This window comes from Streptomyces spiralis, from assembly GCF_014654675.1.
Lineage (GTDB): Bacteria > Actinomycetota > Actinomycetes > Streptomycetales > Streptomycetaceae > Streptomyces > Streptomyces spiralis.
This window is the reverse complement of the sequence record NZ_BNBC01000035.1, coordinates 58,638-80,059: the sequence shown is the minus strand read 5'-3', so window position 1 is coordinate 80,059 and position 21,422 is coordinate 58,638. Positions and strand designations below refer to the sequence as shown.

Annotated in this window: 16 protein-coding genes; 9 read left to right on the top strand and 7 right to left on the bottom strand. The window is 71.8% G+C overall.

All coding sequences use genetic code 11. The annotated features are described in order from the left end of the window. Positions 1 to 171: 171 nt before the first annotated feature. A complete protein-coding gene (iolC, locus tag IE318_RS30195; protein WP_030170970.1) occupies positions 172 to 1,140 on the bottom strand; it encodes a 5-dehydro-2-deoxygluconokinase in 969 nt (322 codons plus the stop codon). 326 nt (positions 1,141 to 1,466) lie between these two features. On the opposite strand from iolC, the gene IE318_RS30190 reads away from it, so the two are divergent. Then, entirely contained in the window at positions 1,467 to 1,667 is a 201-nt protein-coding gene (locus tag IE318_RS30190; RefSeq protein WP_189905428.1) for a helix-turn-helix transcriptional regulator, read from the top strand. A 57-nt stretch (positions 1,668 to 1,724) separates the two neighbouring features. On the opposite strand, the gene IE318_RS30185 is transcribed toward IE318_RS30190, so the two are convergent. Next, positions 1,725 to 2,768: a zinc-dependent alcohol dehydrogenase family protein gene (locus tag IE318_RS30185; protein WP_189905427.1), complete on the bottom strand. Its 1,044-nt coding sequence runs from the start codon at positions 2,766 to 2,768 to the stop codon at positions 1,725 to 1,727. Between the two features lie 232 nt (positions 2,769 to 3,000). Here IE318_RS30185 and IE318_RS30180 point away from each other — a divergent pair, with 232 nt between their 5' ends. Both IE318_RS30180 and IE318_RS30175 read left to right on the top strand, forming a co-directional pair. Beyond that, positions 3,001 to 3,240: a heavy-metal-associated domain-containing protein gene (locus IE318_RS30180; protein WP_030170958.1), complete on the top strand. Its 240-nt coding sequence runs from the start codon at positions 3,001 to 3,003 to the stop codon at positions 3,238 to 3,240. A gap of 99 nt (positions 3,241 to 3,339) precedes the next feature. Further along, the gene (locus tag IE318_RS30175) at positions 3,340 to 5,691 is read left to right on the top strand and encodes a heavy metal translocating P-type ATPase (protein WP_229903832.1); all 2,352 of its coding nucleotides are present in this window, start codon (positions 3,340 to 3,342) and stop codon (positions 5,689 to 5,691) included. A gap of 1,009 nt (positions 5,692 to 6,700) precedes the next feature. Here the strand turns inward: IE318_RS30175 and IE318_RS30170 are convergent. Then, positions 6,701 to 7,990, bottom strand: coding sequence for a citrate synthase (locus IE318_RS30170; RefSeq protein ID WP_030170952.1), 1,290 nt, complete (start codon positions 7,988 to 7,990; stop codon positions 6,701 to 6,703). A 273-nt stretch (positions 7,991 to 8,263) separates the two neighbouring features. Beyond that, a complete protein-coding gene (gene recD2, locus IE318_RS30165; protein WP_189905425.1) occupies positions 8,264 to 10,528 on the bottom strand; it encodes an SF1B family DNA helicase RecD2 in 2,265 nt (754 codons plus the stop codon). Positions 10,529 to 10,715: 187 nt separating this feature from the next. On the opposite strand from recD2, the gene IE318_RS30160 reads away from it, so the two are divergent. The 5 genes from IE318_RS30160 to rbsD are packed head-to-tail and all read left to right on the top strand — an operon-like array spanning position 10,716 to position 16,658. Next, on the top strand, positions 10,716 to 11,732 hold the full coding sequence (locus tag IE318_RS30160; RefSeq protein WP_189905423.1) for a LacI family DNA-binding transcriptional regulator: 1,017 nt from the start codon (positions 10,716 to 10,718) through the stop codon (positions 11,730 to 11,732). Next, complete coding sequence (locus tag IE318_RS30155) at positions 11,729 to 13,276, top strand: sugar ABC transporter ATP-binding protein (RefSeq protein WP_189905421.1); 1,548 nt, start codon at positions 11,729 to 11,731, stop codon at positions 13,274 to 13,276. The genes IE318_RS30160 and IE318_RS30155 overlap by 4 nt, the downstream gene beginning before the upstream one ends. Next, positions 13,266 to 15,218, top strand: coding sequence for an ABC transporter permease/substrate-binding protein (locus IE318_RS30150; RefSeq protein WP_189905419.1), 1,953 nt, complete (start codon positions 13,266 to 13,268; stop codon positions 15,216 to 15,218). The genes IE318_RS30155 and IE318_RS30150 overlap by 11 nt, the downstream gene beginning before the upstream one ends. A 49-nt stretch (positions 15,219 to 15,267) precedes the next feature. Further along, positions 15,268 to 16,281, top strand: coding sequence for a ribokinase (locus IE318_RS30145; protein WP_189905417.1), 1,014 nt, complete (start codon positions 15,268 to 15,270; stop codon positions 16,279 to 16,281). Beyond that, positions 16,278 to 16,658, top strand: coding sequence for a D-ribose pyranase (rbsD, locus tag IE318_RS30140; RefSeq protein ID WP_189905415.1), 381 nt, complete (start codon positions 16,278 to 16,280; stop codon positions 16,656 to 16,658). The genes IE318_RS30145 and rbsD overlap by 4 nt, the downstream gene beginning before the upstream one ends. 247 nt (positions 16,659 to 16,905) lie before the next feature. Here rbsD and IE318_RS30135 read toward each other — a convergent pair whose 3' ends face one another. Genes IE318_RS30135 through IE318_RS30125 form a run of 3 tightly spaced genes read right to left on the bottom strand, consistent with a single transcriptional unit; the run spans position 16,906 to position 20,062 of the window. Further along, positions 16,906 to 17,766, bottom strand: a complete 861-nt coding sequence (locus tag IE318_RS30135; RefSeq protein WP_189905413.1) for a sugar phosphate isomerase/epimerase family protein — start codon at positions 17,764 to 17,766, stop codon at positions 16,906 to 16,908. After that, positions 17,763 to 18,914: a dihydrodipicolinate synthase family protein gene (locus tag IE318_RS30130; protein ID WP_189905411.1), complete on the bottom strand. Its 1,152-nt coding sequence runs from the start codon at positions 18,912 to 18,914 to the stop codon at positions 17,763 to 17,765. The genes IE318_RS30135 and IE318_RS30130 overlap by 4 nt, the downstream gene beginning before the upstream one ends. Next, positions 18,911 to 20,062, bottom strand: a complete 1,152-nt coding sequence (locus IE318_RS30125) for a Gfo/Idh/MocA family protein (RefSeq protein ID WP_189905410.1) — start codon at positions 20,060 to 20,062, stop codon at positions 18,911 to 18,913. The genes IE318_RS30130 and IE318_RS30125 overlap by 4 nt, the downstream gene beginning before the upstream one ends. 200 nt (positions 20,063 to 20,262) lie before the next feature. Between IE318_RS30125 and IE318_RS30120 the strand changes: the two genes are divergently transcribed. Next, positions 20,263 to 21,309 carry a LacI family DNA-binding transcriptional regulator gene (locus IE318_RS30120; RefSeq protein WP_189905408.1) on the top strand — a complete coding sequence of 349 codons (1,047 nt, stop codon included), beginning with the start codon at positions 20,263 to 20,265 and terminating at the stop codon, positions 21,307 to 21,309. The last annotated feature ends 113 nt before the right edge of the window (positions 21,310 to 21,422 follow it).

Below are 21,422 nucleotides of genomic sequence, written 5' to 3'. Positions count from 1 at the left end.
CCCGCCCGGCTCTTGGGACTGCTCGTCCGCTGTGCCGTGATGTATCTGGGTGTACCCGCACCGTACAACCGCCGCCCGTCCAAGACGCGCGCCACTCGCGGGAACGGCCGGCGAATGTGTGTGCGCGGCCGTCGCCCGGGCCACGCCGGACGGCGTACGGAACGCGGTCGGTCACCCGGCCCCGCCTCCTCCCCGCACCGCCCCGGCCTCCAGGGCGGCCTCCACCTCGGCCGGGGTGGGCATCGCGGAGGAGCACTCCAGCCGGGAGGCGACGATCGCGCCGGCGGCGTTGGCGTACCGCATGATGCGCTCCAGATCCCATCCGGCGAGCAGTCCGTGGCACAGCGAGCCGCCGAAGGCGTCGCCCGCGCCGAGCCCGTTGACGACGTCGACCGGGAGCGGCGGCACCTCGGCCGACTCGCCCGCGGCGCTGACGGCGAGGACGCCCTTGGGTCCCTGTTTCACCACGGCCAGTTCCACGCCGGCCTCCAGCAGGGCACGGGCGGCGGCGTGCGGCTCGCGCAGGCCGGTGGCGATCTCCACCTCGTCGAGGTTGCCGACCGCGACGGTGGTGTGCCGCAGGGCCTCGGCGTAGAAGGGGCGGGCGGCCAGCGGGTCGGCCCAGAACATGGGGCGCCAGTCCAGGTCGAAGACGGTGGTGCCGGCCCTGGCCCGGTGGGCGAGCGCGGCCAGGGTCGCCGTGCGGCTGGGCTCCTCGCTCAGACCGGTGCCGGTGACCCAGAAGACGCTCGCGTCGAAGACGGCGTCGAGGTCGAGGTCGTGGGCGTCGATCTCCAGGTCGGGGGCCTTGGGCTGCCGGTAGAAGTACAGCGGGAAGTCGTCCGGCGGGAACACCTCGCAGAAGGTCACCGGCGTGGGCAGCCCGGGCACCGGCGTGACCCAGCGGTCGTCGACGCCGAAGCCGCGCAGCGCCTCGTGCAGATAGACGCCGAACGGGTCGTCGCCGGTACGGGTGATCACCGCCGTACGGCGGCCGAGGCGGGCGGCGGCGACCGCCACGTTGGTCGCCGAGCCGCCCAGGAACTTGCCGAAGGAGGACACGCGGGCGAGCGGCACCCCCGTCTGGAGCGGGTAGAGGTCCACGCCGATCCGTCCCATGGTGATCAGGTCGTACGCCATCGGCTTCCGCGTCCCTTCACTCGACTCCCCCGGTTGTAGTGCCGTACCCGGAAGGCTGTCAATAGTTTGTCCGGACATTCGGACGAGCGAAGGGGGGAGCCCGAGATCGTCAAGGCGTTCCCCGGCCTCAGGTCTGTCACGAACGCAACTGTCCGGTCACACCTGTCTCAGGTCTACGGGCTCTTGGTCACGCCCGGTCGACAGGCGCTCGCCGCGGGCGCTCCGCGTCGTTTCACCGAGCACAGGCTTTGTGATCGCCGACGCGGCGCCCGGCTCCCCCGACGGCCCTCCGGCCGCCGCCGTGGCGCGCGCAGGGAGGTGCAGTCATGACCGACCGAAGGCTCTGGTCGTACAAGGACATCGCGGCGCACATCCGGGTGCAGCCGGACACGGTGCGGTCCTACCGCAAGCACGGTCTGCTGCCGCCGCCCGACCATGTGGAGGGCGGCAGGCCCTACTGGTACGCGGACACCGTCCGCGCCTGGGTCGCCTCCCGGCCGGGCAACCGGGGCCGGGGAGCCGGCTGAGACACGGTCCCGGCGCCCGTCGGCCCCTGCGCCGGCAGGTCCCGGTGCCGGCCGGTCTCAGCGCCAGGGTTCTATGACCGTGACCCCGGCTCCCGGCGCCGTCCCCATCGACGCGAGCGCGTCCGGCACGGCCGCCAGGGGGATCGTCGACGTCACCAGCAGATCGGGGCGCAGGACGCCCGCCTCGACCAGGCGCAGCATCTCCGGGTAGGCGTGCGCGGCCATGCCGTGGCTGCCGAGGAGTTCGAGCTCCAGCGCGATCGCCCGGGCCATGGGGACCGGGGTGGTCCCGGTCGCGGAGGGCAGCAGGCCGACCTGGACGTGCCGGCCGCGGCGGCGCAGGCCGTTCACCGAGGCGGCGCAGGTGGCGGGCGAACCGAGCGCGTCGAGGGAGAGATGGGCGCCGCCGCCGGTGACCTCGCGGATCCGCTCCGCGGTGTCCCGTCCGTCGGAGGCGTCCACACACTCCGTCGCGCCGAACTCGCGGGCCAGTTCCAGGGCCCGCCGCGATATGTCCACCGCCACGACCCGCGCCCCGCAGGCCGCCGCGATCATCACCGCGGACAGGCCCACGCCCCCGCAGCCGTGCACGGCGACCCACTCTCCGGCAGCGAGGCGGCCCTGCTGGACCACCGCGCGGTAGGCCGTGGCGTAGCGGCAGCCGAGCGAGGCGGCCGTGGCGAAGGAGAGCCCGTCGGGCACGGCGACGAGGTTCACATCGGCGTGGTCGAGCGCCACGTACTGGGCGAAGGAGCCCCAGTGGGTGAATCCGGGCTGGCTCTGGCGTTCGCACACCTGCTGGTCGCCCGCCGCGCAGGAGGGGCAGTTGCCGCACGCGCAGACGAAGGGCGCGGTCACGCGGTCGCCGGGGCGCCAGCGGCTCACCCGGTCACCGACCGCCTCGACGACACCCGCGAGTTCGTGACCGGGCACGTGCGGCAGCGTGATGTCGGGGTCGTGGCCCTGCCAGCCGTGCCAGTCGCTGCGGCACAGGCCGGTCGCCTCGACCCGCACCACGACGCCGTGCTCCGCGGGCCGCGGATCGGCCACCTCCCGGACCCGGGCCGGCTCCCCGTACCGCTCGAACACCACAGCCCGCATCCGTCGCCTTCCCATCGCCAGACCACCGCAGAAGATCATCGCCCGGAGATCACGCCGCCGGCGGCGACGGGGATCACCGTCCGGACGGAACGCTACTCGGTGAGCCGCGCCGTTCCTTTGGGTTCATACCCCCTAGGGGTATAGTCTGAAGAGAAGAGGGTCCCCGTGGGCCCCGCAGACCCCACATGCCCGACGTATGCCATGCGCGGGCACACCCGACGAGGAGAGCGACATGACCGCCCAGACCGAGACTCCGGACACCGTCACCACCGTCTACAAGGTGAGCGGGATGAGCTGCGGCCACTGCGAGGGCTCCGTCTCCGCCGAGATCTCCGGACTCCCCGGCGTCAGCTCCGTCAAGGCCGTCGCCTCGACCGGCGACGTCACCGTCACCTCCGCCGCCCCGCTGGACGAGGAGGCGGTGCGGGCCGCCGTGGACGAGGCGGGCTTCGAGCTCGTCGGCCGCGCCTGACCCCGGCGTCCGGGACACACACGTATCTCTCGACACCGGGCCGCATCGACCAGCTGATACTGGCTCCGTGCGGTCCGGTCCGTTCTCTGGAGTACGGACATGACCAGCGTCACCAGCACCACCACCGGCAGCGGCACGGCGGCGTCGGCCGCGTCAGCGGCACCGGCGGCATCCACGAAGACCGGCGTACAGACCAGCGCACAGACTGGCACGCCTGACACCCCGGTGTCCCAGGTGGAGCTGCTCATCGGCGGGATGACCTGCGCCTCCTGCGCGGCCCGCGTGGAGAAGAAGCTCAACCGCATGGACGGCGTCACCGCGACGGTGAACTTCGCGACGGAGAAGGCCAGGGTCATCTACCCCCGGGGGGTACAGGTGTCCGACCTGATCGACACCGTCGTGAAGACGGGGTACACCGCCGAGGAGCCACCGCCGCCGGACCCGGCACCCGCCACGCGGGAGGCCGAGCCGGCGGTCGCCTCGGACTCCGAGGCGACCGCCCTGCGGCAGCGGCTGGTCGTCTCCGCGCTGCTCGCCGTACCGGTGATCCTGCTGTCCATGGTCCCGCCCCTGCAGTTCGACAACTGGCAGTGGCTCGCGCTGACGCTCGCCGCGCCGGTCGTGGTCTGGGGTGGCCTGCCCTTCCACCGGGCGGCCCTCACCAACGCCCGGCACGGCGCCGCCACCATGGACACGCTGGTCTCGGTCGGCACGCTGGCCGCGTTCGGCTGGTCGCTGTGGGCGCTGTTCCTCGGCGACGCGGGCATGCCCGGCATGCACGACGAGTTCCGTCTCACCGTCTCCCGGATGGACGCGGCCTCCACGATCTACCTCGAGGTCGCCTCCGGAGTCGTGGCGTTCATCCTCCTCGGCCGCTATCTGGAGGCACGCTCCAAGCGGCGGGCGGGTGCCGCACTGCGGGCGCTGCTGGAGCTGGGCGCGAAGGACGTGGCCGTGCTCCGGGGCGGCCGGGAGATCCGGGTCCCGGTGTCCGAACTGGCCGTCGGCGACCGCTTCGTCGTCCGGCCCGGCGAGAAGATCGCCACCGACGGCACGGTCGTGGAGGGCGCCTCGGCGGTCGACGCCTCGATGCTGACCGGCGAGTCGGTGCCGGTGGACGTGGCGCCCGGCAGCACGGTCACCGGCGCCACCGTCAACGCCGGCGGCCGGCTGGTCGTCGAGGCCACCCGGGTCGGCGCCGACACCCAGCTCGCGCGGATGGCGAAGCTGGTCGAGGACGCGCAGAACGGCAAGGCACAGGTGCAGCGGCTGGCCGACCGGATCTCGGCGGTGTTCGTGCCGATCGTCCTCCTCATCGCCGTCGGCACCCTGCTGACCTGGCTGTTCACCACCGGTGACGTCACGGCCTCGTTCACCGCCGCCGTCGCGGTGCTGATCATCGCCTGCCCGTGCGCCCTGGGTCTGGCCACGCCGACCGCGCTGATGGTCGGCACGGGCCGGGGCGCCCAGCTCGGCATCCTGATCAAGGGTCCCGAGGTGCTGGAGTCCACCCGCCGCGTCGACACGATCGTGCTGGACAAGACGGGGACGGTCACCACCGGCCGGATGACCCTCCAGGCGGTCCACGCCGAGGAAGGCACCGACGAGAAGGAGCTGCTGCGGCTCGCGGGCGCCCTGGAGCACGCCTCCGAACACCCGGTCGCCCGGGCGATCGCGGCCGGCGCCGAGGAACGCGTCGGCCCGCTGCCCCCCGTCGAGCGGTTCGAGAACGTTCCCGGACGGGGCGTGCGTGGGCATGTGGACGGCCATGACATCGTGGTGGGGCGGCTGATCGAGGAACTCGGGGAACTGCCCGACGAGGTGGCCCGGGCCCGCGGCGAGGCCGAGGCGGAGGGCCGTACGGCCGTCGTGGTCGGCTGGGACGGGATGGCACGCGGTGTCGTGGCCGTGGCGGACACGGTCAAGGAGACCAGCGCCGATGCGGTACGGCAGCTGCGCGCGCTGGGGCTGCGGCCGGTGCTGCTGACCGGCGACAACCGCGCGGTCGCCGAGTCGGTGGCGCGGACGGTCGGGATCGACCCCGGCGACGTGGTCGCCGAGGTACTGCCCGAGGACAAGGTCGCGGCGGTCGAGCGGCTGCGGGCCGAGGGGCGGACCGTGGCCATGGTCGGCGACGGCGTCAACGACGCGGCCGCACTGGCCACCGCCGACCTGGGCCTGGCGATGGGCACCGGCACGGACGCCGCCATCGAGGCGGGCGACCTGACCCTGGTGCGCGGGGACCTGCGGGTGGCCGCGGACGCGATCCGGCTCTCCCGGCGGACGCTGGCCACGATCAAGGGGAACCTGGTGTGGGCGTTCGGCTACAACGTGGCCGCTCTGCCGCTGGCCGCCGCGGGGCTGCTCAACCCGATGATCGCGGGGGCGGCGATGGCGTTCTCCTCGGTGTTCGTGGTGACGAACAGTCTGCGGCTGCGGACGTTCCGTTGAACCGGAAGTACTCGGGACCGAAGTAAGAGTCCCCCTAGAGTCCGACGCACTCCTCACATAAGCTCTTCACAAGGCTCGCGCATCATCTTTACGCTTGGGCCTCGATCGCCATACCAGGCCTCTTGCGCACCTATGGGGACATAGGCAAGAGACACAGATCACAGTGATGTGAACGTAACCATCTAAGGGGTTCGAAGGTCTAAGTTGGCGATGTCAGGAAGGCGTCTTGGGGGGCGCCGACTGACATCTGGGGATGTCTTGGGGGACTTCCTCAGAGATGCGTTGCCGGGGCACGTACACCGGGAAGCTTTGAGCGGCCCTCCCGGGCGTGCGCTGTCCCGGCAGATCGCACGTCCGTGCGGCCGTACACGCGGCCGTACGGCAGTGCTAGGGGGACGGCGAGTTCTGCTCGCCGGGCTCACAGCGGTTCAGGCGCTGGTTCTCACAGACGCCCGGCCGGATCCCGTGGGGGGAATCCGCACCGGGACACGGGAAGGCGCCCTGGCCGCCGGCCCGTGGGGGGACCGGCGCACCGGGGCGCCTTCCGCTTTTGTTTTTGGCTCGGTTCGCCTCCGGGGCGCCACAGCCGGTGTCGAGACGACGACCGCGCTCGGCCCTTCGGACCTCCGTGCTCCCCCACGCTCGAATCCGCTCGCGCGGGGGGACCCCATCGCCCTCGACACCGACGCGCCCCTCCGGCTCACTCGCCGCTGGAGGGGAGAACCTCAGTTGGTCGAGATGTGCAGTGCCGCTCAAGCGGGGAACGGAACCACAGTCACCAAGGAGCACCGCCCGAGCGGCGCCCCTCACCGGCCAGGTGTCAGCGCTCCTCGACCGGAACGAAGTCCCGCTCCACCACACCCGTGGCCGTGCCGACCCGGGGGACACCCCCCGGACCCCCGGCCACCCGAAGCCGCCGGCCACACCCAGGAAACCGGCCCGCCACCGCAGCCGAGGGCAACAGTCACCAAGGAGCACCACCCGAGCGGCGCCCCTCACCGGCCAGGTGTCAGCGCTCCTCGACCGGAACGAAGTCCCGCTCCACCACACCCGTGTAGATCTGGCGCGGGCGGCCGATGCGGGAGCCCGGCTCCTTGATCATCTCGTGCCACTGGGCGATCCAGCCCGGCAGGCGGCCCAGGGCGAACAGGACCGTGAACATCTCGGTCGGGAAGCCCATGGCCCGGTAGATCAGGCCGGTGTAGAAGTCGACGTTCGGGTAGAGCTTGCGCTCGACGAAGTAGTCGTCGGAGAGGGCGTGCTCCTCCAGCTTCAGGGCGATGTCGAGGAGCTCGTCCTCCTTGCCCAGAGCCGAGAGCACGTCGTGCGCGGCGGCCTTGATGATCTTGGCGCGCGGGTCGAAGTTCTTGTAGACCCGGTGGCCGAAGCCCATCAGGCGGACGCCGTCCTCCTTGTTCTTCACCTTGCGGATGAAGGTGTCGACGTCGGAGCCGGAGTCGCGGATGCCCTCCAGCATCTCCAGGACGGACTGGTTGGCGCCGCCGTGCAGCGGGCCCCACAGGGCGTTGATGCCGGCCGAGATGGACGCGAACATGTTGGCCTGCGAGGAGCCGACCAGGCGGACCGTGGAGGTCGAGCAGTTCTGCTCGTGGTCGGCGTGCAGGATCAGCAGCTTGTCCAGCGCGGAGACGACGACCGGGTCCAGCTCGAACTCCTGGGCGGGGACCGAGAAGGTCATGCGCAGGAAGTTCTCGACGTAGCCGAGGTCGTTACGCGGGTAGACGAACGGGTGACCGATCGACTTCTTGTACGCGTAGGCCGCGATCGTCGGAAGCTTGGCGAGCAGCCGGATGGTGGAGAGGTTGCGCTGCGTCTCGTCGAACGGGTTGTGGCTGTCCTGGTAGAAGGTGGACAGCGCGGAGACGACCGACGACAGCATCGCCATCGGGTGGGCGTCGCGCGGGAAGCCCTTGTAGAAGTTCTTGACGTCCTCGTGCAGCAGGGTGTGCCGCGTGATTTCGTTCTTGAAGGAGCTGAGCTCGTCGACGGTCGGCAGCTCACCGTTGATCAGCAGGTAGGCCACCTCCAGGAAGGTGGAGCGCTCGGCCAGCTGCTCGATCGGGTAGCCGCGGTACCGGAGGATGCCCTGCTCGCCGTCGAGGTAGGTGATGGCGGATTTATAGGCCGCGGTGTTGCCGTAGCCGCTGTCGAGTGTCACCAGACCGGTCTGGGTGCGGAGCTTCCCGATGTCGAAGCCCTTGTCGCCGACGGTGCTGTCGACCACCGGGTAGGTGTACTCGCCGCCGTCGTACCGCAGTACTACAGAGTTGTCGCTCACGTCTTCCCTCACCGACGTAGTGCCTCATCTTCGAGGTGCCCTGACTGTCTCTACCATCCCCCATTTGGCTCAGGAGAGTGCACTCGGGGTCGACCATTGGGCCTATTGGCGGCACTCAGTGCCGTCAACCTGCTCATCCTGCCCCCTCGATCCGGTGACGGGAAGTGCTCTGTGACCTTTGCGACTCGTTTGATCGATCATTTTTGTTGGTGCCCGGGCCGACGCCCGGACGGTCGGGGGTCTTCGGGCCGGTCAGGGCCCGGTCCGAACCGGTCAGGATCCCGCGAGCCGGAAGTCCAGGGCCGTGCAGCGCCGGCCCGCCGAGACCGTGCGCACCGCCTGGCCGATCGCCTTGCGCGAACCGACGAGGACGACCAGCTTCTTGGCCCGTGTCACCGCCGTGTACAGCAGGTTTCGCTGCAGCATCATCCAGGCGCCGGTGGTGACAGGGATCACCACGGCGGGATATTCACTTCCCTGTGAACGGTGGATGGTGACCGCGTACGCGTGCGCCAGTTCGTCCAGTTCGTCGAATTCGTACGGAACCTCCTCGTCCTCGTCCGTCAGTACCGTCAGGCGCTGGTCGACCGGGTCGAGCGAGGTGACCACGCCCACGGTGCCGTTGAAGACACCGTTCTTCCCTTTCTCGTAATTGTTGCGGATCTGGGTGACCTTGTCGCCGACGCGGAAAACCCTTCCGCCGAACCGTTTTTCGGGCAGATCGGGCCGGCCGGGGGTGATGGCCTGCTGGAGCAGGCCGTTGAGCGTGCCGGCGCCGGCCGGGCCGCGGTGCATGGGCGCCAGCACCTGCACGTCCCGGCGCGGGTCGAGCCCGAACCGGGACGGGATCCGGCGGGCCGCCACGTCCACGGTGAGCCGGCCCGCCTCCTCGGTGTCGTCCTCGACGAAGAGGAAGAAGTCCTTCATGCCGTCGGTGACCGGGTGCTGCCCGGAGTTGATCCGGTGCGCGTTGGTCACCACGCCCGACTGCTGGGCCTGGCGGAACACCCGCGTCAGGCGCACGGCGGGAACGGGACCGCCGTCGGCCAGCAGGTCCCTGAGGACCTCGCCGGCGCCGACGCTGGGCAACTGGTCGACGTCCCCGACGAACAGCAGATGGGCCCCCGGCGGCACCGCCTTGACCAGCTTGTTGGCCAGCAGCAGGTCCAGCATGGAAGCCTCGTCGACGACCACCAGATCGGCATCCAGCGGTCGGTCCCGGTCGTAGGCCGCGTCCCCTCCGGGCTTGAGCTCCAGCAGACGGTGGACGGTGGAGGCCTCCGCGCCCGTGAGCTCGGACAGGCGCTTGGCGGCCCGCCCGGTGGGCGCGGCCAGCACGACCTTCGCCTTCTTGGCCCGGGCCAGCTCCACGACGGAGCGCACGGTGAACGACTTGCCGCAGCCGGGGCCGCCGGTGAGCACGGCCACCTTCTCGGTCAGCGCCAGCCTCACGGCCGCCTCCTGCTCGGGGGCGAGGTCCGCCCCCGTACGCCCCCTGAGCCAGCCCAGGGCCTTGTCCCAGGCGACGTCCCGGAAGGCCGGCATCCGGTCGGCGTCGGTGCGCAGCAGGCGCAGCAGCTGGGCGGACAGGGAGAGTTCGGCGCGGTGGAAGGGGACCAGGTAGACGGCGGTGACCGGTTCGCCGCCGTCGGCGGCGGGGACCTTCTCGCGCACGACACCGGGGTCCTCGCCGTCCTCGCCCGGCTCCGCCAGTTCGGCCAGGCACTCGATGACCAGACCGGTGTCGACCTGGAGCAGCTTGACGGCGTCCGCGATCAGCCGCTCCTCCGGCAGGAAGCAGTGCCCCTGGTCGGCGGACTGCGACAGCGCGTACTGCAGGCCCGCCTTGACGCGCTCCGGGCTGTCGTGCGGGATGCCGACGGACCGGGCGATCCGGTCGGCGGTGAGGAAGCCGATGCCCCAGACGTCGGCGGCCAGCCGGTAGGGCTGGTTCTTCACCACGGAGATGGAGGCGTCGCCGTACTTCTTGTAGATGCGCACCGCGATCGACGTGGAGACCTCGACGGTCTGGAGGAAGAGCATGACCTCCTTGATCGCCTTCTGCTCCTCCCAGGCGTCGGCGATCTTCTTCGTCCGCTTGGGGCCGAGGCCGGGGACCTCGATGAGCCGCCCCGGCTCCTCCTCGATGATCTTCAGGGTGTCCAGGCCGAAGTGCTGGGTGATGCGGTCGGCGAAGACCGGGCCGATGCCCTTGACCAGACCCGAGCCAAGGTAGCGGCGGATGCCCTGGACGGTGGCCGGCAGGACCGTCGTGTAGTTCTCGACCAGGAACTGCTTGCCGTACTGCGGGTGGGAGCCCCAGCGGCCCTCCATGCGCAGGGACTCGCCGACCTGGGCGCCGAGCAGCGCGCCGACCACCGTGAGCAGATCGCCGCCGCCGCGGCCGGTGTCGACCCGGGCGACCGTGTAGCCGTTGTCCTCGTTGACGTACGTGACGCGCTCCAGCACGGCTTCGAGCACGGCCGTCCGCCGCTCCCCCGCCCCCGCCGCCCGGGCACCGGCTGCCTGATTGGACATGATCCGACGTTACCGCCCGGGTACGACAGCGCGGTCCGCCTGTGGACGACGGGCACCCCCGGCGGTGGACGACGAGCGCCCCGCCTGTGGACAACTTCATCACGATCCGGTCTCAGGGGCTTGTTTCCGACCGTGTAATCGTTTCCAATCCTCCGTGTAATCGATTCCACGAGGAGGTGGAACGACGATGGCGAGCATCAAGGACGTCGCCGCCGAGGCGGGCCTGTCCGTCGCCACGGTCTCGCGCGTCCTGAACGACCACCCGTCGGTGAGCCCCGAGGCGCGCACCCGTGTGCTGGCCGCCGTCGCGACGCTGGGCTACCGCCCGAACGCCGTCGCCCGGTCCCTGCGCACCGACACCACCCGCACCCTCGGCCTGGTCATCAGCGACGTACTCAACCCGTACTTCACCGAACTGGCCCGCTCCGTCGAGGAGGAGGCCCGCGCGCTCGGCTACAGCGTGATCATCGGCAACGCCGACGAGCGGCCCGACCTCCAGGACCACCACGTCCGCACCCTCCTCGACCGCCGGATCGACGGCCTGCTGGTCTCCCCCACCGACGGCGGCTCCCCGCTGATGCTGGACGCCGCGCGCGCGGGGACCCCGATGGTGTTCGTCGACCGCTGGATCAAGGGCGTGGACGTGCCGGTCGTCCGGGCGGACGGGCAGTCGGCCGTGCGGGACCTGGTCGCGCACCTGTACGCGCTCGGGCACCGGCGGCTGGCGATCATCGCGGGGCCCGCGGCCACCACCACCGGCCGCGAGCGCGTGGACGTCTTCCGCGCGGCGCTGGCCGACTACGACATCCCCCTCCCCGACGCCTACACCGGCCAGGGCGACTTCCAGGCCGAGAGCGGCCGGCGGGTCACCGAGGGCTTCCTCGACCTGCCCGAGCCGCCCGAGGTCGTCTTCGCCGCCGACAACCTGATGGCGCTCGGCGCGCTGGACGCGATCCGCGCGCGCGGGCTGCGGGTGCCCGACGACATCGCGCTCGCCGCGTTCGACGACATCCCGTGGTTCGTGCACACCGATCCGCCGATCACCGCCGTCGCCCAGCCCACCGGCGCACTGGGGCGTGCCGCCGTACGGGCCCTGGTCGACCGCATCGAGGGCCGCACCCCCCGGTCCGTCACCCTCCCCGCCCGTCTCGTCGTACGCCGCTCGTGCGGCGAGCCCCCCGCAACGAACAGGAGCAAGCCGTGAGCAACCCGGACGAGTTGCTGCGCATCGAGGGCATCCGCAAGACCTTCCCGGGCGTGATCGCGCTGGACGGCGTCGACTTCGACCTGCGCCGCGGTGAGGTGCACGTGCTGCTCGGTGAGAACGGCGCGGGCAAGAGCACCCTGATCAAGATGCTCTCCGGCGCCTACACCCCCGACGCCGGACGGATCCTGGTCGGCGGCGAGGAGGTGCGCATCCAGGGCGCCCAGGACTCCGAACGCCTCGGGATCGCCACCATCTACCAGGAGTTCAACCTGGTCCCCGATCTGACGGTCGCCGAGAACATCTTCCTGGGCCGCCAGCCGCGCCGCTACGGGATGATCGACCGCAAGCGCATGGAGGCCGACGCCGCCGTCCTCCTGGAGCGCGTCGGCGTGAACGTGTCGCCCCGCGCGCGTGTACGGGACCTCGGCATCGCCCGCCTTCAGATGGTGGAGATCGCCAAGGCGCTCAGCCTCGACGCCCGCGTGCTGATCATGGACGAGCCGACCGCCGTGCTCACCTCCGAGGAGGTCGACAAGCTCTTCTCGATCGTGCGCGCACTGCGCGCGGACGGCGTCGGGGTCGTGTTCATCACGCACCACCTGGAGGAGATCGCCGCCCTCGGCGACCGGGTCACGGTCATCCGCGACGGCCGCAGCGTGGGCCAGGTGCCCGCGTCCACGCCCGAGGACGAGCTCGTACGGCTCATGGTGGGCCGCTCCATCGAGCAGCAGTACCCGCGCGAGCGCCCCGAGACCGGTCCCGCGCTGCTGACCGTCGAGGGACTCACCCGGGACGGCGTCTTCCACGACGTCAGCTTCCAGGTGCACGCCGGCGAGGTCGTCGGCATCGCGGGCCTGGTGGGCGCCGGCCGTACGGAGGTGGTCCGCGCGGTGTTCGGCGCCGACCCCTACGACAAGGGAGCCGTGAAGGTCGCGGGCGCCCGGCTCAGGCGCCACGACGTGACCGCGGCCATGGCGGCCGGGATCGGGCTCGTGCCCGAGGACCGCAAGGGCCAGGGCCTGGTCCTGGACGCCTCCGTCGAGGAGAACCTCGGGCTCGTCACCCTCCGGTCGGCCACCCGCGCGGGCCTCGTCGACCTCAAGGGTCAGCACGAGGCGGCCGAGCGGATCGCCGGGCAGCTGGGCGTCCGGATGGCCGGCCTCGGCCAGCACGTGCGCACCCTGTCCGGCGGCAACCAGCAGAAGGTCGTCATCGGCAAGTGGCTGCTGGCCGACACCAAGGTGCTCATCCTCGACGAGCCGACGCGCGGCATCGACGTCGGCGCCAAGGTCGAGATCTACCAGCTCATCAACGAACTGACGGCCGCCGGAGCCGCCGTCCTGATGATCTCCAGCGATCTGCCCGAGGTGCTCGGCATGAGCGACCGGGTGCTGGTGATGGCCCAGGGCCGGATCGCGGGCGAACTCCCCGCCGACCAGGCCACCCAGGACGCCGTGATGGCCCTCGCCGTCAGCACCCCCACGACCACCACGACCCCCACCACGTCCACGACCGGAACGGAGACCTCCCGTGGCCACTGACACGCTCAAGAGCACGACGGGCGCGGGTGGCGCCTCGGGCGGCCTGCGCCGCCTGCTGCTCGACAACGGCGCGCTCACCGCGCTCATCGTCCTCGTCATCGCGCTGTCGGCGCTGTCCGGCGACTTCCTGACGACGGACAACCTGCTCAACATCGGCGTCCAGGCGGCCGTGACCGCCATCCTCGCCTTCGGTGTCACCTTCGTCATCGTCTCCGCGGGCATCGACCTGTCCGTCGGTTCGGTGGCGGCGCTGTCGGCCACCGTGCTGGCCTGGAGCGCCACCTCGGCCGGGATCCCGGTCGCCCTCGCCGTCGTCCTGGCCGTCGCCACCGGCATCGCCTGCGGCCTGGTCAACGGCATCCTGATCTCCTACGGCAAGCTGCCGCCGTTCATCGCGACGCTGGCCATGCTGTCGGTGGGCCGCGGCCTGTCCCTGGTCATCTCCCAGGGCTCCCCGATCGCTCTGCCCGACTCCGTCTCGCACCTCGGTGACACCCTCGGCGGCTGGCTGCCGGTGCCCGTGCTGGTCATGCTCGTCATGGGCCTGATCACGGCGTTCGTGCTGGGCCGGACCTACATCGGCCGCTCGATGTACGCGATCGGCGGCAACGAGGAGGCGGCCCGCCTGTCGGGTCTGAAGGTCAAGAAGCAGAAGCTCGCGATCTACGCGCTGTCCGGTCTGTTCGCCGCCGCCGCGGGCATCGTGCTCGCCGCCCGGCTGTCCTCCGCTCAGCCGCAGGCCGCCAACGGCTACGAGCTGGACGCGATCGCCGCGGTCGTCATCGGCGGCGCCTCGCTGGCGGGCGGCACCGGCAAGGCCTCGGGGACGCTCATCGGCGCGCTGATCCTCGCGGTGCTGCGCAACGGCCTCAACCTGCTGTCGGTGTCCGCCTTCTGGCAGCAGGTCGTCATCGGTGTCGTGATCGCGCTGGCCGTGCTGCTGGACACCGTGCGCCGCAAGGCCGGGGCGACCGCGCCGGCCGCGGGCACGGGCAGCGGCGGCGGCAAGGGCAAGCAGGCGGCGACGTACGGGCTGGCGGCCGCGGTCACCGTGGCAGTGGTGGCCGCGACCTCCCTGCTGCACACCGGCTCCGGCTCCACCACCCCGAAGATGGGCCTGTCCCTGTCCACGCTGAACAACCCGTTCTTCGTGCAGATCAGGTCCGGCGCGCAGGCCGAGGCCAAGAAGCTCGGCATCGACCTGACCGTCACCGACGCCCAGAACGACGCCTCCCAGCAGGCCAACCAGCTCCAGAACTTCACCAGTTCGGACCTCGGCGCGATCATCGTCAACCCGGTGGACTCCGACGCCGCGAGCAACTCGGTCAAGGCCGCTGACAAGGCGAGCATCCCGGTGATCGCCGTCGACCGAGGCGTCAACAACGCGAAGACGGACGCCCTGGTCGCCTCCGACAACGTGGCCGGCGGCGAGCTGGCGGCCAAGACCATCGGCGAGAAGCTCGGCGGCAAGGGGAAGATCGTGATCCTCCAGGGCCAGGCGGGCACCTCCGCCGCCCGCGAGCGCGCCGCCGGCTTCGCCCAGGGCCTCAAGGCCTACCCGGGCATCAAGGTCGTGGCCCAGCAGCCCGCCGACTTCGACCGCACCAAGGGCCTGGACGTGATGTCCAACCTGCTGCAGGCCCACCCCGACGTGCAGGGCGTGATCGCCGCCAACGACGAGATGGCGCTCGGCGCGGTCAAGGCGCTGGGCTCGAAGGCCGGCAAGTCGGTGCAGGTCGTCGGTTTCGACGGCACCCCGGACGGCCTGACCGCCGTGAAGAACGGCACGCTCTACGCCTCCGTGGCACAGCAGCCGAGCCAGCTGGGCCGGATCGCCGTGGACAACGCGCTGAAGGCGGTCCAGGGCAAGAAGGTCGAGTCGACGGTGAAGGTGCCGGTGAAGGTGGTAACGAAGGAGAACGTGGCCGGCTTCAGCGGCTGACCCGGCGGCCCGCCCCCGGCGCGGGGGCGGGCCCTGTGTGAGGAGACACATGTACGACTACGACCTCCTGGTCGTGGGGTCGGCCAACGCCGACCTGGTGATCGGCGTCGAGCGGCGGCCCGCGGCCGGGGAGACGGTGCTCGGCTCGGACCTGGCCGTCCACCCCGGCGGCAAGGGCGCCAACCAGGCGGTGGCCGCCGCCCGTCTCGGGGCCCGTACGGCCCTGCTGGCCCGGGTCGGCGACGACGCGCACGGCCGGCTGCTGCTCGACTCGCAGCGCGCGGCCGGTGTCGACCCGGTCGGCGTGCTGGTCGGCGGCGCGCCGACCGGTGTCGCGCTGATCACGGTGGACCCGTCCGGGGACAACAGCATCGTGGTCTCGCCGGGCGCCAACGGCCGGCTCACACCCGAGGACGTCCGGGCGGCGGCCGGGCTGCTGCGGGCCTCCCGGGTGGTCTCGGCGCAGCTGGAGATCCCGCTGGAGACGGTGGTGGAGGCGGTACGGAACCTGGCGCCCGGCAGCCGTTTCGTCCTGAACCCCTCGCCGCCGCGCCCGCTGCCCGAGGAACTGCTCCGGGCCTGCGATCCGCTGATCGTCAACGAGCACGAGGCGAAGGTGATCCTGGGCGGCGAGGAGGCGGGCGACAGCCCGGAGGACTGGGCGCGGGCCCTGCTCGCCCACGGCCCGCGTTCGGTGGTCGTCACCCTGGGCGCCGAGGGCGCGCTGGTGGCGTCCGCCGAGGGCGCGACCCGGGTGCCGTCCGTGAAGGTGGAGGCCGTGGACACCACGGGCGCGGGCGACGCGTTCACCGCCGCCCTGGCCTGGCGGCTGGGCTCCGGGGCGTCCCTGGCGGAGGCGGCGGCCTACGCGGCCCGGGTCGGCGCGGCGGCCGTGACCAAACGGGGCGCGCAGGAGTCGTACCCGACGGCGGAGGAGGTCGACGCCCTGTGCTGTGCTGACCCGGGGGCCACCGCATCCGACGGCCGCTTCGCGGCGGGCCGGACCCCCGGCCAGGAGTCGGGCAGCGCACCCGACGCTTCCGGGCGAGGTGGATCGCTGTGAAGAAGGCGGGCATCCTCAACCGTCACCTCTCGGGCGCGCTGGCCGAACTCGGCCACACCGACGAGGTGCTGGTGTGCGACGCGGGCATGCCGATACCGGACGGGCCACGCGTGGTGGACCTGGCGTTCCGCGCCGGGGTCCCGTCGTTCGCGGAGGTCCTGGACGGCCTGCTGGCGGAGCTGGTGGTGGAGGGAGCCACGGCGGCCGAGGAGGTGCGTGGCACCAACCGCGCACTGCTGGAAGGCCGCTTCCCGGACCTCGCCCTGGTCCCGCACGAACGGCTGAAGGAGCTGTCCCGCGGCGCGCGCCTGGTCGTACGCACCGGCGAGGCCCGGCCGTACGCGAACGTGCTGCTGCGGTGCGGGGTGTTCTTCTGAGCCGTCCGGTCACCGGATGACCGGACAATACGAGGGGGCCTGGTCCGTGGACCGGGCCCCCTCGGCTTTCCCCTCCTGCTTCCCCCACCTGCATCGGAATCCCTCTGTGATCCCCCCAGATCCCATCGAGGAGTTCCGATGACAGGTACGACACCCGACGTGCCGGAAGGGTTGCACCGTCGTCGGGATTATTTTTCCGGGGTCCGGGTCCGGGTCACCGGCGTCCGGGTCCGAGTCCGGGTCAGGGTCACCGGCCCGCGTACGCGGCAGGCCGGATCGCGTGCTCCACGAAGCGCTCCGCCGTCTCGGCCAGCACCTCGCGGCCGTCCCGGGCCCACAGTCCCTCGTTGAACAGCTCGACCTCGATGTGGCCCGTGTAGCCGGCCGCCTCCACGTACCCCTTCCACTGCCTCATGTCGATGGCGCCGTCGCCGATCTGACCGCGGCCGTTGAGGACGCCGACGGGGAGGGGGGTGGTCCAGTCGGCGAGCTGGAAGGTGTGGATGCGGCCGCCGGCGCCCGCGCGGGCGATCTGCTCGGGGGCCCGGTCGTCCCACCAGATGTGGTAGGTGTCCACGGTCACGCCGACCTGGTCGGCGGGGAAGCGTTCGGCGAGGTCGAGCGCCTGGGCGAGGGTGGAGACCACGCAGCGGTCGGCCGCGTACATGGGGTGCAGCGGCTCGATGGCGAGGCGCACGCCGCGCTCGGCCGCGTAGGGGCCGAGGACGGCGAGGGCGTCCGCGATGCGCTCGCGGGCCCCGTGCAGGTCCTTGCTGCCGGCGGGGAGTCCGCCGGAGACCAGCACCAGGGTGTCCGTGCCGAGCGTGGCGGCCTCGTCGATCGCCGCGCGGTTGTCGTCCAGCGCCCCGACCCGCTCGACCGGGTCGATCGCCGTGAGGAAGCCGCCCCGGCACAGGGTGGTGACGGTCAGGCCCGCGTCCCGCACGAGCTTGGCGGCGGCCTCCACGCCGTACGCCTGTACCGGCTCGCGCCACAGGCCCACGCCTCCGACGCCCAGCTCGCGGCAGGCCTCGGCCAGTTCGGGCAGCGGCAGCTGCTTCACCGTCATCTGGTTGATGGAGAAACGGGACAGCTCCTGGTCGTTCATGCGTTCACTCCGTACAGCGACAGCAGGTTCCTCATCCGGTCCTCGGCGAGCCCGGGGTCCGGGAACAGGCCGAGGCCGTCGGCGAGTTCGTAGGCGCGGACCAGGTGCGGCAGGGAGCGGGCCGACTGCAGGCCGCCGACCATCGTGAAGTGCGACTGGTGTCCGGCGAGCCAGGCCAGGAGGACCACGCCCGTCTTGTAGAAGCGAGTGGGGGCCTGGAAGAGATGGCGGGAGAGTTCGACGGTCGGGTCGAGCAGCGCCCGGAAGCCGGCCGTGTCGCCGGTGTCCAGGGTCCGGACCGCCTCGGCCGCCAGGGGACCCAGCGGGTCGAAGATGCCCAGCAGCGCGTGGCTGAAGCCCTGCTCGTCGCCGGCGATCAGCTCGGGGTAGTTGAAGTCGTCGCCGGTGTAGCAGCGCACGCCCTGCGGCAGGCGGCGGCGCAGCTCGACCTCGCGCCGGGCGTCCAGCAGGGAGATCTTCACGCCGTCGACCTTGTCCGGGTGGGCGGCGATGACCTCCAGGAAGGTGTCGGTGGCCGCGTCCAGGTCGGCCGAGCCCCAGTAGCCCTCCAGGGCCGGGTCGAACATGGGACCGAGCCAGTGCAGGATCACCGGTTCGGCGGCCTGGCGCAGCAGGTGGCCGTAGACCTCCAGGTAGTCGTCCGGGCCCTGGGCCGTGGCGGCGAGGGCGCGCGAGGCCATCAGGATCGCCTGGGCGCCCGCCTCCTCGACGACGGCGAGCTGCTCCTCGTAGGCGGCCCGGACCTCCTTGACCGTGCCCGTGGCGAGCTGGTCGGTGCCGACGCCGCAGGCGATGCGCCCGCCGACGGCGCGGGCCTCCGCCGCCGACCGGCGGATCAGCTCGGCCGCGCCCGCCCAGTCCAGGCCCATGCCGCGCTGAGCGGTGTCCATGGCCTCGGCCACGCCGAGTCCGTGGCTCCACAGATGGCGGCGGAAGGCGAGGGTGGCGTCCCAGTCGACGGCGGCGGGCGCGTCGGGGCCGGCGTCGGCGAACGGGTCGGCGACGACGTGCGCCGCGGAGAAGACCGTACGGGAGGTGAGCGGGGTGCCCGGCGAGATCTCCAGCGGCCGGGTGCGGGGCTCGTAGGTCCGCAGCCCGCCCTGGAAGTCGGGGAGTCGGATGGTCACAGCGCGATCTCCGGTACCTCGATGCGGCGGCCCTCGGACGCGGACTTGAGGCCCAGCTCGGCGAGCTGGACACCGCGGGCGCCGGCGAGCAGGTCCCAGTGGTAGGGGGCGTCGGCGAAGACGTGCCTGAGGAACAGCTCCCACTGGGCCTTGAAGCCGTTGTCGAACTCGGTGTTGTCGGGCACCTCCTGCCACTGGTCGCGGAAGGCCTCGGTGGCGGGGATGTCCGGGTTCCACACCGGCTTGGGGGTGGCCGAGCGGTGCTGGACGCGGCACTTGCGCAGGCCCGCGACGGCGGATCCCTCGGTGCCGTCCACCTGGAACTCCACCAGCTCGTCGCGGTTGACGCGGGCCGCCCAGGAGGAGTTGATCTGGGCGATCGTGCCGCCGTCGAGCTCGAAGATGCCGTAGGCGGCGTCGTCGGCGGTGGCGTCGTAGGGCTTGCCGTTCTCGTCCCAGCGCTGCGGGATGTGGGTGGCGATGAGCGTCTGGACGGACGTCACGCGGCCGAACAGCTCGTGCAGGACGTACTCCCAGTGCGGGAACATGTCCACGACGATGCCGCCGCCGTCCTCGGCGCGGTAGTTCCAGGAGGGGCGCTGGGCCTCCTGCCAGTCGCCCTCGAAGACCCAGTAGCCGAACTCGCCGCGCACGGACAGGATCCGGCCGAAGAAGCCGCCGTCGATCAGGCGCTTGAGCTTCATGAGGCCCGGCAGGAAGATCTTGTCCTGGACGACGCCGTGCTTGATGCCCTTCTCGTGCGCGAGCCGGGCGAGTTCGAGGGCGCCGTCCAGGCCCGTGGCGGACGGCTTCTCGGTGTAGACGTGCTTGCCGGCGGCGATCGCCTTGCGGATCGCCTCCTCGCGGGCCGAGGTGACCTGGGCGTCGAAGTAGATGTCGACGGACGGGTCGGCGAGGACGGCGTCCAGGTCCGTCGAGTAGTGCTCCAGGCCGTGCTTCTCCGCGAGTGCCTCGAGCGCGTGCTCGCGCCGGCCGACCAAGACCGGTTCCGGCCACAGCACGGTGCCGTCGCCGAGGTCGAGTCCGCCCTGCTCGCGCAGGGCGAGGATCGAGCGGACCAGGTGCTGGCGGTAGCCCATGCGCCCGGTCACGCCGTTCATGGCGATCCGCACCGTCTTGCGTGTCACGTCAGTCCCTCCGTACGCCGTCGCGTGCCGCAGGGCCCCAGCGGTCTCCCTGGCAAACCTGGCAGCAAGCGCTTTCTATCCACTGAGAAGCTAACCTCTCCGCAGTGGTGGGGACAAGAGCCCGCGCGGACCGTCTTGTTCGAGGGGGCGAACAGGCGGTTGTATACGCCCGACGAGTTGCGCGACCGGAGGACGACGAGATGACGGTGACCCTGGCGGACGTGGCGGCCCGCGCCCAGGTCTCGCCCGCGACGGTGTCGCGCGTGCTGAACGGCAACTACCCGGTGGCCGCCTCCACCCGGGAGCGCGTCCTGAAGGCCGTCGACGAGCTGGACTACGTGCTCAACGGGCCCGCGAGTTCCCTCGCCGCGGCCACCTCCGACCTGGTCGGCATCCTGGTGAACGACATCGCCGACCCGTTCTTCGGGATCATCGCGAGCGCGATCCAGTCCGAGATCGGCGGCCCCGGAGGCCGGGCGGGCGGGGAGAGGCTGGCGGTGGTCTGCAACACGGGCGGCTCACCGGAACGCGAGCTGACCTACCTGACCCTGCTGCAACGGCAGCGGGCCGCCGCCGTCGTCCTGACCGGCGGGGCCGTGGAGGAGGGGCCGCAGGCGGCGGCCATCGCGGCGAAGCTGCGCAAGCTGGCCGACGCCGGCACCCGGGTGGTGCTGTGCGGCCGGCCCCCCGCGCCGGACACCCGGGCCATCGCCCTGACCTTCGACAACCGCGGTGGGGCACGGCAGCTGACCGAGCACCTCATCGGCCTGGGCCACCGGCGCCTCGGCTACATCGCGGGACCGGAGGAGCGGACGACCACCCGCCACCGCCTGGAGGGACACCGCGAGGCGCTGGCGGCGGCCGGCGTCGAGGAGGACCCGCGCTGGACGGTGCACGGCCGCTACGACCGCCGCTCCGGCTACGAGGCCACGCTGGAACTCCTGCGCCGCGACCCCACGCTCACGGCGGTCGTCGCCGCCAACGACTCCGTGGCGCTGGGCGCGTGCGCCGCCCTGCGCGAGTCCGGGATGCGCATCCCGGAGGACGTCTCGGTGGCGGGCTTCGACGACCTGCCGTTCAGCGTCGACGCGGTCCCCTCCCTCACCACCGTCCGCCTCCCTCTCGCGGACGCGGGCGCCCGGGCCGGCCGCATCGCCATGAGCCGCGAGGACCCCCCACCCGGCGGAATCGCGACGATCCGGGGCGAGCTGATGGTGCGGGGGTCGTCGGGGGTTCCGCGGGGCTGACCGACGGCGCAGGGCCGCGTCCCCGTCGAGTGGGTGGGTGCGGGATCTGTGCGGGGTCCGCCGGGAAAGCCCCAGGTCGGGTGAGCACCGACGTGGCACAAATCCTCCATTCG

Excerpts from the sequence above, each read along its gene's own strand:
- IE318_RS30120 (WP_189905408.1), top strand. The coding sequence starts at position 20,263 with ATGACGGTGACCCTGGCGGACGTGGCGGCCCGCGCCCAGGTCTCGCCC.
- iolC (WP_030170970.1), bottom strand. The coding sequence starts at position 1,140 with ATGGCGTACGACCTGATCACCATGGGACGGATCGGCGTGGACCTCTAC.
- IE318_RS30175 (WP_229903832.1), top strand. The coding sequence starts at position 3,340 with ATGACCAGCGTCACCAGCACCACCACCGGCAGCGGCACGGCGGCGTCG.
- recD2 (WP_189905425.1), bottom strand. The coding sequence starts at position 10,528 with ATGTCCAATCAGGCAGCCGGTGCCCGGGCGGCGGGGGCGGGGGAGCGG.
- IE318_RS30145 (WP_189905417.1), top strand. The coding sequence starts at position 15,268 with ATGTACGACTACGACCTCCTGGTCGTGGGGTCGGCCAACGCCGACCTG.
- IE318_RS30135 (WP_189905413.1), bottom strand. The coding sequence starts at position 17,766 with ATGAACGACCAGGAGCTGTCCCGTTTCTCCATCAACCAGATGACGGTG.
- IE318_RS30160 (WP_189905423.1), top strand. The coding sequence starts at position 10,716 with ATGGCGAGCATCAAGGACGTCGCCGCCGAGGCGGGCCTGTCCGTCGCC.
- IE318_RS30180 (WP_030170958.1), top strand. The coding sequence starts at position 3,001 with ATGACCGCCCAGACCGAGACTCCGGACACCGTCACCACCGTCTACAAG.
- IE318_RS30185 (WP_189905427.1), bottom strand. The coding sequence starts at position 2,768 with ATGCGGGCTGTGGTGTTCGAGCGGTACGGGGAGCCGGCCCGGGTCCGG.
- IE318_RS30190 (WP_189905428.1), top strand. The coding sequence starts at position 1,467 with ATGACCGACCGAAGGCTCTGGTCGTACAAGGACATCGCGGCGCACATC.